General features: G+C 70.3%; 14 protein-coding genes. 10 read left to right on the forward strand and 4 right to left on the reverse strand.

All coding sequences use genetic code 11. From position 1 onward, the window contains the following. Positions 1 to 6: 6 nt before the first annotated feature. The 4 genes from HWV07_RS13730 to HWV07_RS13745 all read left to right on the forward strand — a co-directional run bounded on the left by HWV07_RS13730 (position 7) and on the right by HWV07_RS13745 (position 5,261). Positions 7 to 1,815, forward strand: a complete 1,809-nt coding sequence (locus tag HWV07_RS13730) for a flippase-like domain-containing protein (RefSeq protein ID WP_178334852.1) — start codon at positions 7 to 9, stop codon at positions 1,813 to 1,815. Between the two features lie 174 nt (positions 1,816 to 1,989). Next, on the forward strand, positions 1,990 to 2,952 hold the full coding sequence (locus tag HWV07_RS13735; protein ID WP_178334853.1) for a transcription initiation factor IIB: 963 nt from the start codon (positions 1,990 to 1,992) through the stop codon (positions 2,950 to 2,952). A gap of 417 nt (positions 2,953 to 3,369) precedes the next feature. After that, positions 3,370 to 4,146, forward strand: coding sequence for a DUF7388 family protein (locus HWV07_RS13740; RefSeq protein ID WP_178334854.1), 777 nt, complete (start codon positions 3,370 to 3,372; stop codon positions 4,144 to 4,146). Then, complete coding sequence (locus HWV07_RS13745) at positions 4,146 to 5,261, forward strand: NAD(P)/FAD-dependent oxidoreductase (RefSeq protein ID WP_178334855.1); 1,116 nt, start codon at positions 4,146 to 4,148, stop codon at positions 5,259 to 5,261. Before HWV07_RS13740 ends, HWV07_RS13745 begins: the two co-directional genes overlap by 1 nt. A 9-nt stretch (positions 5,262 to 5,270) precedes the next feature. Here HWV07_RS13745 and HWV07_RS13750 read toward each other — a convergent pair whose 3' ends face one another. Then, on the reverse strand, positions 5,271 to 5,732 hold the full coding sequence (locus tag HWV07_RS13750) for an Hsp20/alpha crystallin family protein (protein ID WP_178334856.1): 462 nt from the start codon (positions 5,730 to 5,732) through the stop codon (positions 5,271 to 5,273). Then, the gene (locus tag HWV07_RS13755; RefSeq protein WP_178334857.1) at positions 5,729 to 5,887 is read right to left on the reverse strand and encodes a DUF7559 family protein; all 159 of its coding nucleotides are present in this window, start codon (positions 5,885 to 5,887) and stop codon (positions 5,729 to 5,731) included. Before HWV07_RS13755 ends, HWV07_RS13750 begins: the two co-directional genes overlap by 4 nt. Positions 5,888 to 6,022: 135 nt before the next feature. Here HWV07_RS13755 and HWV07_RS13760 point away from each other — a divergent pair, with 135 nt between their 5' ends. Continuing rightward, entirely contained in the window at positions 6,023 to 7,747 is a 1,725-nt protein-coding gene (locus HWV07_RS13760; protein WP_178334858.1) for a radical SAM protein, read from the forward strand. 9 nt (positions 7,748 to 7,756) lie between these two features. On the opposite strand, the gene HWV07_RS13765 is transcribed toward HWV07_RS13760, so the two are convergent. After that, a complete protein-coding gene (locus tag HWV07_RS13765) occupies positions 7,757 to 8,299 on the reverse strand; it encodes a response regulator (RefSeq protein ID WP_178334859.1) in 543 nt (180 codons plus the stop codon). Between the two features lie 37 nt (positions 8,300 to 8,336). Further along, positions 8,337 to 8,474: a hypothetical protein gene (locus tag HWV07_RS13770; RefSeq protein ID WP_178334860.1), complete on the reverse strand. Its 138-nt coding sequence runs from the start codon at positions 8,472 to 8,474 to the stop codon at positions 8,337 to 8,339. 155 nt (positions 8,475 to 8,629) lie between these two features. On the opposite strand from HWV07_RS13770, the gene HWV07_RS13775 reads away from it, so the two are divergent. The 5 genes from HWV07_RS13775 (at position 8,630) to HWV07_RS13795 (ending at position 14,624) form a co-directional block, all read left to right on the forward strand. Further along, entirely contained in the window at positions 8,630 to 10,873 is a 2,244-nt protein-coding gene (locus tag HWV07_RS13775; RefSeq protein ID WP_178334861.1) for an NADP-dependent malic enzyme, read from the forward strand. 368 nt (positions 10,874 to 11,241) lie between these two features. Then, on the forward strand, positions 11,242 to 11,610 hold the full coding sequence (locus HWV07_RS13780) for a hypothetical protein (RefSeq protein ID WP_178334862.1): 369 nt from the start codon (positions 11,242 to 11,244) through the stop codon (positions 11,608 to 11,610). 250 nt (positions 11,611 to 11,860) lie between these two features. Next, entirely contained in the window at positions 11,861 to 12,121 is a 261-nt protein-coding gene (locus HWV07_RS13785) for a DUF6684 family protein (RefSeq protein WP_178334863.1), read from the forward strand. Positions 12,122 to 12,168: 47 nt separating this feature from the next. Further along, entirely contained in the window at positions 12,169 to 13,788 is a 1,620-nt protein-coding gene (locus tag HWV07_RS13790; RefSeq protein WP_178334864.1) for a class I adenylate-forming enzyme family protein, read from the forward strand. A 182-nt stretch (positions 13,789 to 13,970) separates the two neighbouring features. Beyond that, entirely contained in the window at positions 13,971 to 14,624 is a 654-nt protein-coding gene (locus HWV07_RS13795) for a hypothetical protein (protein ID WP_178334865.1), read from the forward strand. Positions 14,625 to 14,699 lie beyond the last annotated feature (75 nt).

Raw genomic sequence — 14,699 nt, forward strand, 5'->3', positions numbered from 1 at the left:
CGGCCCATGACGGACCGGGAGGTGAGCGTCGTGTTGCCCGCCTACAACGAGGCGGGAACCCTCGAGCGCACCGTCGAGGTGACGCTCGAGACGCTCGGCGACTTCCTCCCGGCGGGGAGCTTCGAGGTGATCGTCGCCGAGGACGGCTGCGACGACGAGACGCCCGAGATCGCCTCGCGGCTGGCCGCCGCGGACGACCGGGTGCGGCACTTCCACAGCGACGAGCGGCTGGGCCGCGGCGGCGCCCTCGAGCGGGCTTTCGAGGCCAGCGAGGGCGACGTCCTCGTGTACTTCGACACCGACCTCGCGACGGACATGCGGCACCTCGAGCAGCTGGTCGAGGCCATCCGGACGGACGGATACGACGTCGCCACCGGCTCGCGGTGGATGCCGGGCAACGTGGCGACGCGGCCGTTCGAGCGCGACGTCGCCTCGCGGGGGTACAACTCCCTGGTGCGGCTGTTCCTCCGGACGGGGCTGCGCGACCACCAGTGCGGGTTCAAGGCCTTCGACCGGGCGGCGCTGTTCGCGCTGACCGACGGGGTCGAGGACGACCACTGGTTCTGGGACACGGAGGTCCTGGTCCGCGCCCAGCGGGCCGGCTACGACATCGAGGAGTTCCCGGTCGACTGGGAGCCGAAGGGTGACACCAAGGTCGACCTCGTCCGGGACGTCTTCGGGATGGGCAGCCAGATCCTCCGGCTGTGGTGGCAGGTGGGCGTCCAACCGCGGATCGACCGCCGGGTGACGGTGGCCGCCGGGACGCTGCTGGTCCTCGTCGCCGTCGCGCTGATGACCGTCTACCTCGACCCCTCGGCGGTCCTCGAGGCGATGCGCGCGGCCGACCCGGTGCTGGTCGGCGTCGCGACGGTGGTCTACCTGCTGTCGTGGCCGCTGCGGGGGATGCGCTACCGCGACATCCTCGCCGAACTGGGCTATCGCGAACGCGTCGGGTTCCTGACGGGAGCGGTGTTCATCAGCCAGACGGGCAACCTCGTCTTCCCGGCGCGGGCAGGCGACGCCGTCCGGGCCTACATCGTGAAGGCCCGCCGGGACATCCCCTACCCGTCGGGCTTCGCGTCGCTGGCCATCGAGCGCGTCTTCGACCTGCTGAGCCTGACGGTGCTGGCCGGGGCGACGTTCATCGCGCTCGCGCTCGCGGGCGTCGACGTGACGTCCATCGGCGCGGCGGAGGCGTCCGGCCGGGGCGAGCAGAGCGGCCGGACGGCGGTCTACGTCGCGGCGGGCGTCGGCGCGGCCGCCATCGCCGCGGTCGCGGTCATCGTCGCGACGGCCCGCTCGGACCGCAACCTCGTGCGGGCGTGGCTCGGGCGGATTAGCGACGACTCCTACGTCGACTACGTCGCGGGCGTCGTCGAGCGGTTCGCCGGCGACGTCCAGACGGTCGCCGAGGACCGGCGGGCCTTCGCCGTCGTCGGCGCCAGCAGCCTCCTCATCTGGGTCATCGACGTCGCGACGGCGCTGGTCGTGTTCGCGGCCTTCGACGTCGGGCTGGCGCCGGGGGAACTGGTCGCCGTCGGGTTCTTGGCGGTCAGCGTCGGCAACCTCGCGAAGGTGCTGCCGCTGTCCCCGGGCGGCATCGGCCTGTACGAGGGCGCCTTCTCGCTCATCGTCGTCGCGCTGACGCCGGTCGGCTGGGCGGTCGCGCTGGCGGCCGCCATCGTCGACCACGCCGTCAAGAACGTCGTCACGGTCGTCGGCGGCGTCGCCTCGACGCTGCTGCTCAACGTCTCGCTGACCACCGCGGTCGACGAGTCCAGCGACGTGGACCCCGACTCGCCGGCCCGCGACTGAGTATATAAACGACTCCGGGCCCTCCGTGGACGCCCCTGAAAACGGGCGATTCCCGCTGAGGCGGCCGAAACTATCGAAGCATTTAAATAGCTTTCGGACCATAATACGATAGCGCATACGCTGACCGGGTTTCTTCGGGGGTGTATCCCTACCTGGTAGCACCCGCCTCGTAGCATGAGTGAGCACACCAGAACGCGAACGAACGAGACCGACGAAACGGAGTCCGAACGAGACGAGCGGACCGGCTGCCCCGAGTGCGGCGGCAAACTGTCGGCCGACAGCGAGCACGGCGAGACCGTCTGTCGAGACTGCGGGCTCGTCGTCGAGGAGGACGAGATCGACCGCGGCCCCGAGTGGCGTGCCTTCGACAGCGCCGAGAAGGACGAGAAGTCCCGCGTCGGCGCCCCGACGACCAACATGATGCACGACAAGGGGCTGTCGACGAACATCGACTGGCGCGACCAGGACGCCTACGGCAACTCCCTCGGGTCGCGGCAGCGCCAGAAGATGCAGCGGCTCCGCAAGTGGAACGAGCGGTTCCGGACCCGCGACTCCAAGGAGCGGAACCTCAAGCAGGCCCTCGGCGAGATCGACCGGATGGCCTCCGCGCTCGGCCTGCCGGACAACGTCCGCGAGACCGCGTCGGTCATCTACCGCCGCGCCCTCGACGAGAACCTCTTGCCGGGCCGCTCCATCGAGGGCGTCTCGACGGCCTCCGTCTACGCCGCCGCCCGGCAGGCCGGCGTCCCGCGCAGCCTCGACGAGGTCGCGGGCGTCTCCCGCGTCGAGAAGAGCGAGATCGCCCGCACCTACCGCTACGTGGTCCGCGAACTCGGCCTCGAGGTCCAGCCCGCCGACCCCGAGAGCTACGTCCCGCGGTTCGCCAGCGAACTCGGCCTCAGCGAGGAGGCCGAGAACCGCGCCCGCAAGCTCCTCCAGAACGCCAAGGAGCAGGGCGTCCACTCCGGGAAGTCCCCCGTCGGGCTCGCCGCCGCGGCCGTCTACGCCGCGTCGCTGCTGACCAACGAGAAGACCACGCAGGCCGCCGTCAGCGAGGTCGCCGACATCTCCGAGGTCACCATCCGGAACCGCTACCACGAACTGCTCGAGGCGGAGCAGGACCTCGCCTTTGCCTAACGCACCCACTTTTTGCACGCTCCGGCGGTCCGCCGGGGGCGGACACGCCTCCGCGGCAAAAACATGGGTGTAAATAGGCGCGAGCGCCTCCAGCCGTCGCGCTCCCTTCGGTCGCGCGACGTTAGTCGCCGCTCGCTACGCTGGCTCGCTGCTCACGGCTCGCTCCGCTCGCCGTTCGCATCCGTGGCGCGAACGGAGTGAGCGCCACGCATCGCTCGCCAGCGAGAACCGCTCGCTCACTTCGTTCGCTCGCGGACGCTTGAACCGCCTGATAGCCCCATACGTCTACGACGTTCCTTCTCCACATCGGGAAACGCCGCAGCCGGCGACCTTCGCAGCGAACGATACGCCTATCAGTCCGAACGCCGAGACTCTGTCAATGAGTACCGCCGCGGATCTCGCTGCGGGGCCGATAGCATGCTGACGGAGTCGACGCTCGCGCGGGCCGGCATCGACGCCGTCGCCCTGAAACCCGCCGAACACGACCTCGAGGCGGCGCTAGACCTCGACGTCGAGACGGTCGTCGTCGACTACGAGGGCCGCGACCACCTGCCCGAGGCGGCGACGTTCGAGGCGCTGGCCGACGCCTACGACCTCCTCGTCACGACGCCCGTCCGGAGCGACGGGTTCGACCCGCTCGGCGACGACTCCCTCCTGGAGTCCCTCCCCGAGTCGGCGACGCGCGTGCTCGTCGCGGGCAACGGCGCCTACCTCACCGACGACGAGCGGCGCCGCGCCATCGCACCGCGGCTGCAGGCCGCCAGGGAGGCGGCGCCCGACGCCTGGGTCGGCACCGAGGGCATCGAGCGCGTCGCCCTCGCGGCCGGCGGCACGCAGTTCGAATTGCTCTCCCGGGGGACGCGAAGAGATGTCCGGGCGCTCCGGACGGCCGGCTTCGAGGGCGAGGTCGCGCTGTACGCGCCGACCGTCCTGACCGACGACCCAGACGAGACGCTCGACGCCGTCGGCGGCTACGTCGCCCGCCGCGGGCCCGTGCGGGCGGCCCTGCCCGATGGCGCCGCGACCGACGCCGGGGCGACGGGCCGCGCCCGCGAGGTCCTCCTGCGGGCGGCGACCGACTACGCGCTCGCCGGCGACGTCGAGACCGTCGGCGAGCGCGTCGCCGAACTCGAGGACGCAGGGATCGACCGCGTCGTCGCGTATCCCGCCCGCGGCCTGGACGCCTTCCGCTGATGGCCCGCACCCTCCCGGGGCCGCTGTCGCCGTCGGTCGCCGTGGTCGGCGGGGGCGTCGTCGGGTCGACCGTCGCGCTGGAACTGGCCCGCAGCGGTGCCGACGTGACGCTGTTCGACGCCGAGATCGCCGCGGGGTCGAGCGGTCGCGCGGCGGGCATCTGTTACGACGCCTTCGCCGGCCAACTCGACAGCGAGATCGCCGCGCAGGCGCTCGCGACGTTCCGGGAGCGCGACGCGCTCACCGCTCGCCCGTACGTCTGGCTCGCGCGGGAGGGCGACGATCGCAACGCGGACGCGATGGCCGAGCACGTCCCGCGGATGCAGGAGCGCGGCGGGGACGTGGCGTTCCTCGAGCCCGAAGCACTCTCGGAGCGCTGGCCGGCGCTCCGGACCGACGACGTCGAGCGCGCCGCCATCGCTCGCGACGCCGGCTACGCCGACACCGCGGCCTACACCCGCGAGACCGCACAACTCGCGGTGGGCGCGGGCGCGGACCTCCGGACGGGCGCGCGCGTCGCGGTGGGTCCGGAACCGACCGTCGACGGCGAGGCGTACGACGCGGTCGTCGTCGCCGCCGGCGCTCACACTGCCCCGCTGCTCGCGGACGCCGGCTATCCGATCCCGGTGAAGGCCTACCGTGTCCAGGCGTTTCAGTCGGCGGCGACGCCGCTGGCCGAACGGGTGCCCATCCTCTACGACGCGACCGGCGGCTACTACCTCCGACCCGACGACGGCCGCCTCTTCGTCGGCGACGGCACCGTCCCGGAGGAGCACGACCCGGACGACTGGGACCGCTCGGCCGACGGCTGGTTCCGCGAGAACTGCGCGGAGTACCTCGAAGCCGCCGTCGGCGAGGCTGTCCCCGAGCACCGTTCCTGGGCTGGGCTCTGCACGGCGACGCCGGACGGCGACCCGCTCGTCGGCGAGCGCACGCCCGGCCTCTACGTCGCGTCGGGCTTCCAGGGCCACGGGTTCATGCGCGCGCCGGCGATCGGCGAACGGCTCGCGGACGCGGTGCTCGGCGGCGAGCGGATCGACGCCTTCGACCCCAACCGCTTCGACGACGACGAGGACTTCGAGATCGTCGAGGGGATGGCGCTCGACGAGAACTGACCGGCCGGCTCAGGTCGGCGAGGCTTCCTCGGGGTCGTTGCCGGTCGTACCAGTCGTCGTCTCCTCCTCCTCGGCGGCCTCGGGGGCCGCGGCGCCGTCGCCGGCCTTGGGGATGAGCACCTCCAGCGTGCCGTTGTCGCGGATGGTCGCGTCCGCCGCCTCGGGGTCGACGTCGACGTCCTCGGGCAGCGTCACCTCGCCGTCGAGCGTCAGCCCCCGCCCCGGGAACCGCATCTCGTAGCCGTCGTGGAACTCCCGGAACCGGTCGACGTTCACCATCAGGGTGTGGCCCTCGAAGCGCACCTGGACGTCGCCGGCGGTCGTCCCGGGCGCGTCGAACACCGCGAGGAAGGCGTCGTCGCTCTCCAGGAGGTCCGCCGGTAGCGGCTTCCGCTCCTGGACGCGGCTGGCCGCCCGGCCGATGCCGTCGAGGACGACCCGGCCGATGGACTCCCCCACCTTCCGGATCATGCGTCGATCGCTTCCAGTCCGTCCGATTCCTGGCAGTACGGGCAGGTGAACGACTCGACGCCCGTCCCGTCGGACATCGAGTATCGGTAGTGGAGCTCGAACATGTCGAGGTCGCAATCGTCGCGCGTGCAGACGACTTCGAGCGTCTTTGGCATGGTCGGACGTACGTCCGACGCGGTTATCAATTCCCCGGCGATAGGCGGGCGAGGTACCCGACCGGTCGGACGCCGTCGGTCGTCGGCCGCCGCCCATCCGCATCCGTTTTACTCCTCGACCGCCACGGGACGAGTATGAAGGACCCGGCGGACCTCGAACTCACCATCGTCGACGGGTACGTCGACGAGCCGGCGCACTTCGGCGTGCCGCCCTACATCTCGACGTACCCCAGGTTCGCCGCCGGCGCCGCGGTCGACGCCGGCGTCCCCACGGAGCAGGTCACCTACCACACTATCGACGAGCTCCGCGAAGACCGCGGGAAGTGGCACGACGTCGTCGACGCGGACCTGTTCGTCTACGTCGGCGGGATGACCGTCCCGGGGAAGTACGTCGGCGGGACGCCCGCCGAGCCCGACGAGGTGAAGGAACTCGCCTGGAACGCCGATGGCGTCTCGGTGATGGGCGGACCGGTCCGCTTCGGCGTCGGCGAGGCCAACGAGGGCGGCACCGAGACCGAGCGGCAGAACCTCGACTACGACTTCCTGGCGGGCGCCGACATCGAGGCCGCAGTCTACGACCTGGTCCACGGCGGCCTGGAGGGCTTCGAGGACCGCTACCGGGACAACGCGGAGCTCGACCGCTGGGCCTCGAAGGGCGCGTTCGTCATCGAACAGCACCCCGACCACCCGGACTACCTCATCTGCGAGATGGAGACCTCGCGCGGCTGCCCGTACCGCTGTTCGTTCTGCACGGAGCCGATGTACGGCGACCCGGCGTTCCGGACGCCCCGCTCGGTCGTCGGGGAGGTCGACCGGCTCTCCGACCACGGGGCCCGCCACTTCCGGCTGGGCCGGCAGGCCGACATCCTCGCCTACGGTGGCGACGGCGAGGCGCCGAACCCCGAGGCGCTCCGTGAGCTCTACGGCGGCATCCGCGAGGCGGTGCCGGACCTCGGGACGCTGCACCTCGACAACATGAACCCCGTGACGATCACGGAGTACCCCGAGAGGTCGCGAGAGGGCATCCGGATCATCGCCGAGCACAACACGCCGGGCGACACCGCCGCCTTCGGCCTGGAGTCGGCCGACCCGCTCGTCCAGGAGGAGAACAACCTGCTCGTGACCGCCGAGGAGTGCCTGGAGGCGGTCCGCGTGGTCAACGAGGAGGGCGGCTGGCGCCCCGGCGAGGAGCCCGGTTCGGGCCCCTCCGTCGACCCGAACGCGACCCGCCTGCCGAAGCTGCTGCCCGGCATCAACCTCGTCCACGGACTGAAGGGCGAGCGCGAGGAGACCTTCGAGCACAACAAGCGGTTCCTCCGGGACGTCTACGAGGAGGGGCTGATGGTCCGACGGATCAACATCCGGCAGGTGATGGCCTTCGAGGGCACCGAGATGGCCGAGACCGGCGCCGACATCGCCCGCGACCACAAGCAGCAGTTCAAGCGGTACAAGCAGGAGGTCCGCGAGGAGATCGACAACCCGATGCTGCAGCGGGTCGCGCCGCCGGGGACGGTGCTGCCGAACGTCTACCTCGAGTACCATCAGGACGGCAAGACGTTCGGCCGACAGCTCGGCACCTACGCCCTGCTGGTCGGCATCCCGGGCGAGCGCGAACTCGGGCGGACCATCGACGTGGCCGTGACCGACCACGGCTTCCGGTCGGTGTCGGGTGTCCCCTACCCGCTGGACGTCAACAGCGCCTCGATGGACGAACTGCGGATGCTGCCCGGCGTCGGCAAGCAGCGGGCGGGCAACATCGTCGTCGACCGACCGTACGACTCCGTCGAGGAGCTGAGCGACGACGTCGACCTCGCGCGGTTCTGCGACGAGAACCGGCTCGAGGCGCGGACTGACGGGTAGAATCCCGGTTCAGAACTCGACGCTGCCGACCGCTTCGGACTCCGACTCACTGACGACCTCGACCTCCACGTCGTCGACGGTGTCGCCGTCACCGGGCGTCACGCCGCCGTCGGCTGCTGCCTCCTCGTCGATCGCTCGCTCCAGTTCGGCGAGTCGCTCCTCGGTGCGGTGCTTCGAGACGGCGTTGGCGATGCGGTTCGCCAGCAGGGTGTACTGCTCGACGCCGGGCTCCTTCTGGATGTAGTCGGTCGCGCCGGCGCCCATCGCGCGGCCGACGATCTCCTCGCCGCCGCGGCTGGTGAAGAGGAAGAACGGGACGTCGGGGTGGTCCTCGCGGAGCTCGCGGCAGAGGTCGAGACCGTTCTGCTCGGGCATCTCGTAGTCGCTGACGACGCAGTCGATCGGCTCGCCGGCCAGCGTCGCCGGGACGTCGGTCGGGTCGGCGACGCTGTGGACGGTGATCTCCGTCGCGACCTTCTCGAGGAACTCCGCGGTCAGGTCGCGGAGCGCCGCGTTGTCGTCGACGTGGAGTACGTGGATCGATCGGGTCATGGTCGTGGGTGGTCGGCGTCGCGCCTCGCGGGTGGGGTCACTCGGCGATCTCCGCCTCGATGGCCTCGTGACAGCGGTCGCAGAGCGGCACCGCGGCGTGATTCCGGCTGCGGATCAGCAGCTCGTAGGTGTCGGCGGCCGGCTCGCCGCAGTTGGTGCAACGCTCGTCTGACATGGCTTCACGTACGAGAGCCCCACTTAAATACCGGCGCGGGCGTTCTCAGGGCCTGAAAACGCTCCCGGGGTGCGGCACGGACGCCCACTCCCCGTCCGGGTCGCTGGACGGTCGGCAATAGTTGCGCGTATAAGCCGGGCGCCCGCAGGGCCGGTATGGGACTGGACGAGGACGCACTGGAGTACCACCGGGCCGAGCCCCCCGGGAAACTGGAGATATCGACGACGAAGCCGACCAACACGCAGCGGGACCTCTCCTTGGCGTACACGCCGGGCGTCGCGGCTCCCTGCCGGGCCATCGCCGACGACCCCGAGGACGCCTACGCGTACACGACGAAGGGGAACATGGTGGGCGTCGTCTCCAACGGCAGTGCGGTCCTCGGCCTCGGCGACATCGGCGCGCAGGCATCCAAGCCCGTCATGGAGGGCAAGGGCGTCCTCTTCAAGCGTTTCGCCGACATCGACGTCTTCGACATCGAACTCGAGGAGGCGGACCCGGCGGAGTTCGCCGAGACCGTCGCCCGGATGGAGCCGACGTTCGGGGGCATCAACCTCGAGGACATCAAGGCCCCCGAGTGCATCCGCATCGAGGAGTACCTCCGCGAGGAGATGGACATCCCCGTCTTCCACGACGACCAGCACGGCACCGCCATCATCTCCGGCGCCGCCCTCCTGAACGCCTGCGAGATCGCCGGCAAGGACCTCGAAGACATCTCGGTCACGTTCGCGGGCGCGGGTGCGGCCGCGACGGCGACCGCCCGGTTCTACGCCTCCCTCGGCGTCCGCACCGAGAACATCACGATGTGCGATATCGACGGCGTCGTCACCGAGGACCGCGTCGCCGAGGGCGACCCCCACCAGTACGTCGAGCCGTTCGCCCAGCCCGAGGGCGGCAGCCTCGCCGACGCGATGGAGGGTGCCGACGCCTTCGTCGGCCTCTCCGCCGGCGGCATCGTCGACCCGGAGATGGTCCGGTCGATGGCCGACGACCCCATCGTCTTCGCGATGGCCAATCCCGACCCGGAGATCGGCTACGAGGCGGCCAAACAGGCCCGTGAGGACACCGTGATCATGGCCACCGGCCGGTCCGACTACCCCAACCAGGTGAACAACGTCCTCGGGTTCCCGTTCATATTCAGGGGTGCGCTGGACGTCCGTGCGACCGAGATCAACGAGGCGATGAAGATCGCCGCCGCCGAGGCGCTGGCCGACCTCGCGAAGGAAGACGTTCCGGACGCGGTCGTGAAGGCCTACGGCGACCAGCCCCTGCGGTTCGGGCCGGAGTACATCATCCCGAAGCCGCTGGACCCCCGCGTCCTCTTCGAGGTCTCCGGCGCGGTCGCCGAGGCTGCCATGGAGAGCGGCGTCGCCCGCGAGTCGCTCGAACTCGACCCGTACCGCGAGACCCTGGAGGCCCGGCTGGGGAAGTCACGCGAGATGATGCGGGTCGTCCTCAACAAGGCCCAGAGCGACCCCAAGCGGCTCGTCCTCGCGGAGGGCACCGACACCAAGATGATCCGCGCGGCCTACCAGTTGTCCGAGCAGTCCATCGCCGAGCCGATCCTCGTCGGCCGGAAGCGCGACATCTGGGAGCAGGCCTCCGACCTCGGGCTGGACTTCGACCCCGAGATCGTCGACCCAACGACCGACGAGCTCGACCCCTACGCCGAGCGGCTCTACGAGCTCCGGCAGCGCAACGGGATCACCCGGCGAGAGGCCGACTCGCTGGTCCACGACGGCAACTACCTCGCCAGCGTGATGGTGGAGATGGGCGACGCCGACGCGATGCTGACGGGGCTGACGAACCACTACCCGACCGCGCTGCGGCCGCCGCTGCAGGTCGTCGGCACCGCCGCTGACGCCGAGTACGCCGCCGGCGTCTACATGCTCACGTTCAAGAACCAAGTGGTGTTCCTCGCCGACGCCACCGTCAACCAGGCGCCAGACGAGCACGTGCTGGCCGAGGTTGCGCGTCACACCGCCGCGCTCGCCGGGCAGTTCAACGTCGACCCCCGTGTCGCGCTGCTGTCGTACTCGGACTTCGGGACCGTCGACAACGAGGGGACGCGGAAGCCGCGTGAGGCCGCCCGGATGCTCAGAGAGGACCCCGAGATCGACTTCCCGGTCGACGGCGAGATGCAGGCCGACACCGCCGTCGTCGAGGAGATCCTCGACGGCGACTATCCGTTCTCCGAACTCGACGACCCGGCGAACGTGCTGGTCTTCCCGAACCTCGAGGCCGGCAACATCGCGTACAAACTCCTGCAGCGGCTCGGCGGCGCCGAGGCCATCGGCCCGATGCTCGTCGGCATGGACAAACCGGTTCACGTCCTCCAGCGCGGCGACGAGGTCAAGGACATCGTCAACCTGGCGAGCGTCGCGGTCGTCGACGCGCAATAAGAGCGCAGTTCGGAACTACGGGGGAGCAGCTGTTCTTTTTCGCCCACGTTTTTGCGCCGAGCGGGGAGCGCGTGTGTGGCGCGACCGGAAGGAGCGTCACGAGCCAGCGACCCCGAGGGCAAAAAGGTGGAGGTCGAGGACATCGTCAACCTGGCGAGTGTCGCGGTGGTGGACGCGCAGTAGGTCGCCGGGGTCGTCCCGGGCGAACGGTCGTCAACCCGACAGTTCGTGTGGGTTACTAACACTTCACGAGAAGGCCGCTACCCTTCGGACCCGGCAAAATACGGCGCGAAATTTCAGCAGGTGGTAAGAATTCCTTTTTCAATCCACGAACACGTCTCCGGTAGGGCACACCGCCCACTTCAACCATGACCGACAAACTCGACCGACGCAAGTTCGTGGCTACGATCGGAGCAACTGGTGCCGTCGCGCTGGCCGGCTGTGGCAGTCCGGGCGGCAACGGCAACGGGAACGAGTCCGGCGGCGACGGTGCCGGAAACGAGACCGAGGAGGGCGGCTTCGGTGAGGAGAACGAGACGGAGAACGGGACCGAGAACGAGACGGGCGGCTTCGGTGAGGAGAACGAGACTGGCAACGAGACCGAGAACGAGACGGGCGGCTTCGGTGAGGAGAACGAGACTGGCAACGAGACCGAGAACGAGACGGGCGGCTTCGGTGAGGAGAACGAGACCGGCAACGAGACCGGCAACGAGTCCACCGAAGAGAGCAGCTTCTAGAGCTCTGGACGTCCGCGTGCGGTCGACCGACTCGGACTAGTCGCCGGTCGGTGACCGCACACCCGTATATCGATGCGGTGGCGTGCGGTCACCGCGAACCGTCCGACTGCGACCGCGAGCCTGTACTTGCAGGCCGTACGTCCTTGCATCGCACGGACGACGGTACGAACGAAGCGGCCGCGCAGTGGCCACGCCGCTTACCGGACGGCGCGGGCGCTCCGCGAACACGACACCACCGACCCCACAATCCATGTCATTCCTCAACATCACCCGCGAGACGTGGGCCGACCTGACGGTCAACCTCATCCCCCTCGGCATCCTGCTGGCGATGGACGTCCTCTACTGGGTCGTCAACCCGTGGGGGTGGGACCCGGTCATCGTCGGCATCGCGCACTTCCTGACCATCTTCCCGCTGCTGTGCCTGGCGCTGCTGACCTACGTGAGCGGCCGGGTCATCCAGCGGGACGAGGGACGGGAGCGCGAGAAAGAGCGGGAAGCGGTGGCCGACTGAGGCGGGCCGGGGGAACCGTTTAGCCGCCGGCTGCCGTGACAGGTGGTATGTTGCGCTGGCCCGACGCCACGCTCTACGGTGGCGTCGCCGAGGTGGCCGAGGCCCGTCCCACGGCGACGGCGCTCGTCGCGGACGGACGGGCGTGGAGCTACGAGGCGTTGCTCGCCGAGAGCCGCGCGCTCGCCGGCGGACTCGACCGGATCGGCGTCGGGCCCGGCGACGCCGTCACGATATGGCTGGGCAACCGCCCGGAGTGGATCACCGCACAGCTGGCGGCCTCGTACCTCGGCGCAGCCGCGGTCGCCGCCAATACCCGCTACGGCACGCACGAACTCGAGCACCTCCTTACCGACTCGGGGAGCCGCGTCCTGCTCGTCGAGTCCACCTTCCTCGACCGCGAGTACCTCGAGTCGGTCGCCGAACTGGCGCCGTCGGTCCGGGAGTCGTCGCCCGACGAGTTCGACCCCGGCGGGCTGCCGGACCTCGAAGAGGTGATCGCACTCGAGTCCCGCGAGGAGTTCCCGGCGGTCCGCGCGTACGACGACGTCGTCGAAGCGGGCGCCGACGTCTCGCGGCGTCCCGCGACCGATCCGGAGGCCCCGGCCTGCATCTTCTACACCTCCGGGACGACCGGCGACCCGAAGGGCTGTCCGCAGACGAACCGGTCGCTGCTGAACCACGCCCACGCGGTCGGCGAGTTCTTCGACCTCTCGACCGGGGACGTGGTCCTCGGCGCGCTGCCGTTCCCGGGCGTCTGGGGCCACAACGTCTGGGTGAGCGCGCTCGTCCACGGCGTCCCGCTCGTCGTCCAGCGGCACTTCGACCCCGGCGAGACCGTCCGGCTCGTCGAGGAACACGGCGTCACCTACTTCTCGGGACTGGCGACGATGTACGAGCGGCTGGTCGACCACGAGACGTTCGCCTCGGAGCGCGTCGAGAGCCTCCGGTGCGGCGCGGTCGGCTTCCTCGGCCGCGGGTTCGACGAGGCGACCTTCGACCGCATCGAGGACGCGGTCGGCTTCCCGCTGGTCCAGCCGTACGGCCTCTCGGAGGCCAACAGCCAGGTGTTCGTCGGCGATCCCGAGGACCCCCGCGAGCAGCGGTACCGCGTCGGCGGCCCGCTGGTCCACCCCGAGGAGGAGGACGCGACGGTCGTCGACCCGGAGACGGGCGAGGAGCTGCCGCCGGGCGAGCGCGGCGAACTCCGCCTCCGTGGCTACAACGTCGTCGACGGCTACCTCCGACGCCCCGACGCGACGGCCGAGGACTTCGAGGGGGAGTGGCTGAAGACCGGCGACCTCGCGAGCCGGGACGGGGAGGGCCGCTTCTTCTTCGAGGCCCGCCTCGACGACGCCCTCCGGGTCCGCGGGTTCCTGGTGTCGCCGCGGGAGATCGAGACCGTCCTCGACGAACTCGCGGGCGTCGAACGCTCGCAGGTCGTCGGCGCGCCGCACCCGCGGCACGGCCACGTCCCCGTCGCGTTCGTGAAGCGCGACGGCGACGTCGACGCGGCGACGCTCCGCTCGGCGATGGCCGACCGCGTCGCCGACTACAAGGTCCCCGAGGCCGTCGAGTTCGTGGACGCCTTCCCCCGCTCCGCCGGGCCGCACGGCGAGAAGATCCAGAAGGCGCGGCTCCGCGAGCGGGTGGCGGACCGCTACAAATAGCTGACGGCCGTAGCGGACTGCTAAGGGTGCTCCGAGGCCCCTCCGCGACCGTTCAAGCGTTCGTTCGACGGCGCACGAACTCGGGCGAGACGGTTTGCAGCAGGCAAATTCAGCCAATAGAAAGTAAACGGAATGAACGAACGACCCCGTAGTTATCACCTCGACTGGTGGGGTCGAGTGCAATGCGCGCCAAAGCAATCGCGCTGGCGGCCCTCGCGGCGAGCCTCGTGCTCGTCGGCGCCGCCGGCGCCGCGACAGCACAGCCCGACGACCGAGACGCGGCCGCCGCCGACGGGCCGCCGTCGTTCGTCGACGCGATCCACGAGCGGATCGACCTGTTCGTCGACGGCGAGATCGACGACCTCGGCGCCGCCGTCTCCGACCTGACCCCGGCCGGTGACGACGCGCAGGCGCCCGACGAGGACGCCGACCGGTCGAACGAGAGCGTCGAGGCGGACGACGATGACGTCGAGAACGACACCGAAGCCGCGGACGACCGCGAAGATCGCGACGACCGCTCCGAGAACGCCAGCGCCAACGCGGAGGACGGCGCGGCGAACGCGGAGGACGGCGCCGCGAACGCCGAGGAGCGCGATGACGAGTCGGACGCCGCCGACGATGAGGGCGCCGACGATACGGACGCGGAATCCGGCGACGCCTCCGAGAACGCGAACGCGAACGCGGACGACGGCGCCGACAACGCCGACGACCGCGAGAAGAACGCCGAGGACCGCGATGACGCCTCGGAGAACGTCGAGGACCGCGACGACGAATCCGATAACGCCGACGAGCGCGACGACCGGTCGGAGAACGCCCACGAGAACGCCGCGGCGTGACCTCGGCTGACGACTCGTGTCGTCACCGCACGCCTTCCCCGCATCAGCACCCGATTCTTCGCTTATCTTCCCTCG

Source organism: Natronomonas salina, from assembly GCF_013391105.1.
Classification (GTDB): domain Archaea; phylum Halobacteriota; class Halobacteria; order Halobacteriales; family Haloarculaceae; genus Natronomonas; species Natronomonas salina.

Bases quoted from the DNA above. Each gene is read 5' to 3' on its own strand.
- HWV07_RS13750 (WP_178334856.1), bottom strand. From the start codon at position 5,732: ATGATCCGGAAGGTGGGGGAGTCCATCGGCCGGGTCGTCCTCGACGGC.
- HWV07_RS13780 (WP_178334862.1), top strand. From the start codon at position 11,242: ATGACCGACAAACTCGACCGACGCAAGTTCGTGGCTACGATCGGAGCA.
- HWV07_RS13775 (WP_178334861.1), top strand. From the start codon at position 8,630: ATGGGACTGGACGAGGACGCACTGGAGTACCACCGGGCCGAGCCCCCC.
- HWV07_RS13795 (WP_178334865.1), top strand. From the start codon at position 13,971: ATGCGCGCCAAAGCAATCGCGCTGGCGGCCCTCGCGGCGAGCCTCGTG.
- HWV07_RS13765 (WP_178334859.1), bottom strand. From the start codon at position 8,299: ATGACCCGATCGATCCACGTACTCCACGTCGACGACAACGCGGCGCTC.
- HWV07_RS13790 (WP_178334864.1), top strand. From the start codon at position 12,169: ATGTTGCGCTGGCCCGACGCCACGCTCTACGGTGGCGTCGCCGAGGTG.
- HWV07_RS13740 (WP_178334854.1), top strand. From the start codon at position 3,370: ATGCTGACGGAGTCGACGCTCGCGCGGGCCGGCATCGACGCCGTCGCC.
- HWV07_RS13770 (WP_178334860.1), bottom strand. From the start codon at position 8,474: ATGTCAGACGAGCGTTGCACCAACTGCGGCGAGCCGGCCGCCGACACC.
- HWV07_RS13760 (WP_178334858.1), top strand. From the start codon at position 6,023: ATGAAGGACCCGGCGGACCTCGAACTCACCATCGTCGACGGGTACGTC.
- HWV07_RS13755 (WP_178334857.1), bottom strand. From the start codon at position 5,887: ATGCCAAAGACGCTCGAAGTCGTCTGCACGCGCGACGATTGCGACCTC.
- HWV07_RS13735 (WP_178334853.1), top strand. From the start codon at position 1,990: ATGAGTGAGCACACCAGAACGCGAACGAACGAGACCGACGAAACGGAG.
- HWV07_RS13785 (WP_178334863.1), top strand. From the start codon at position 11,861: ATGTCATTCCTCAACATCACCCGCGAGACGTGGGCCGACCTGACGGTC.
- HWV07_RS13745 (WP_178334855.1), top strand. From the start codon at position 4,146: ATGGCCCGCACCCTCCCGGGGCCGCTGTCGCCGTCGGTCGCCGTGGTC.
- HWV07_RS13730 (WP_178334852.1), top strand. From the start codon at position 7: ATGACGGACCGGGAGGTGAGCGTCGTGTTGCCCGCCTACAACGAGGCG.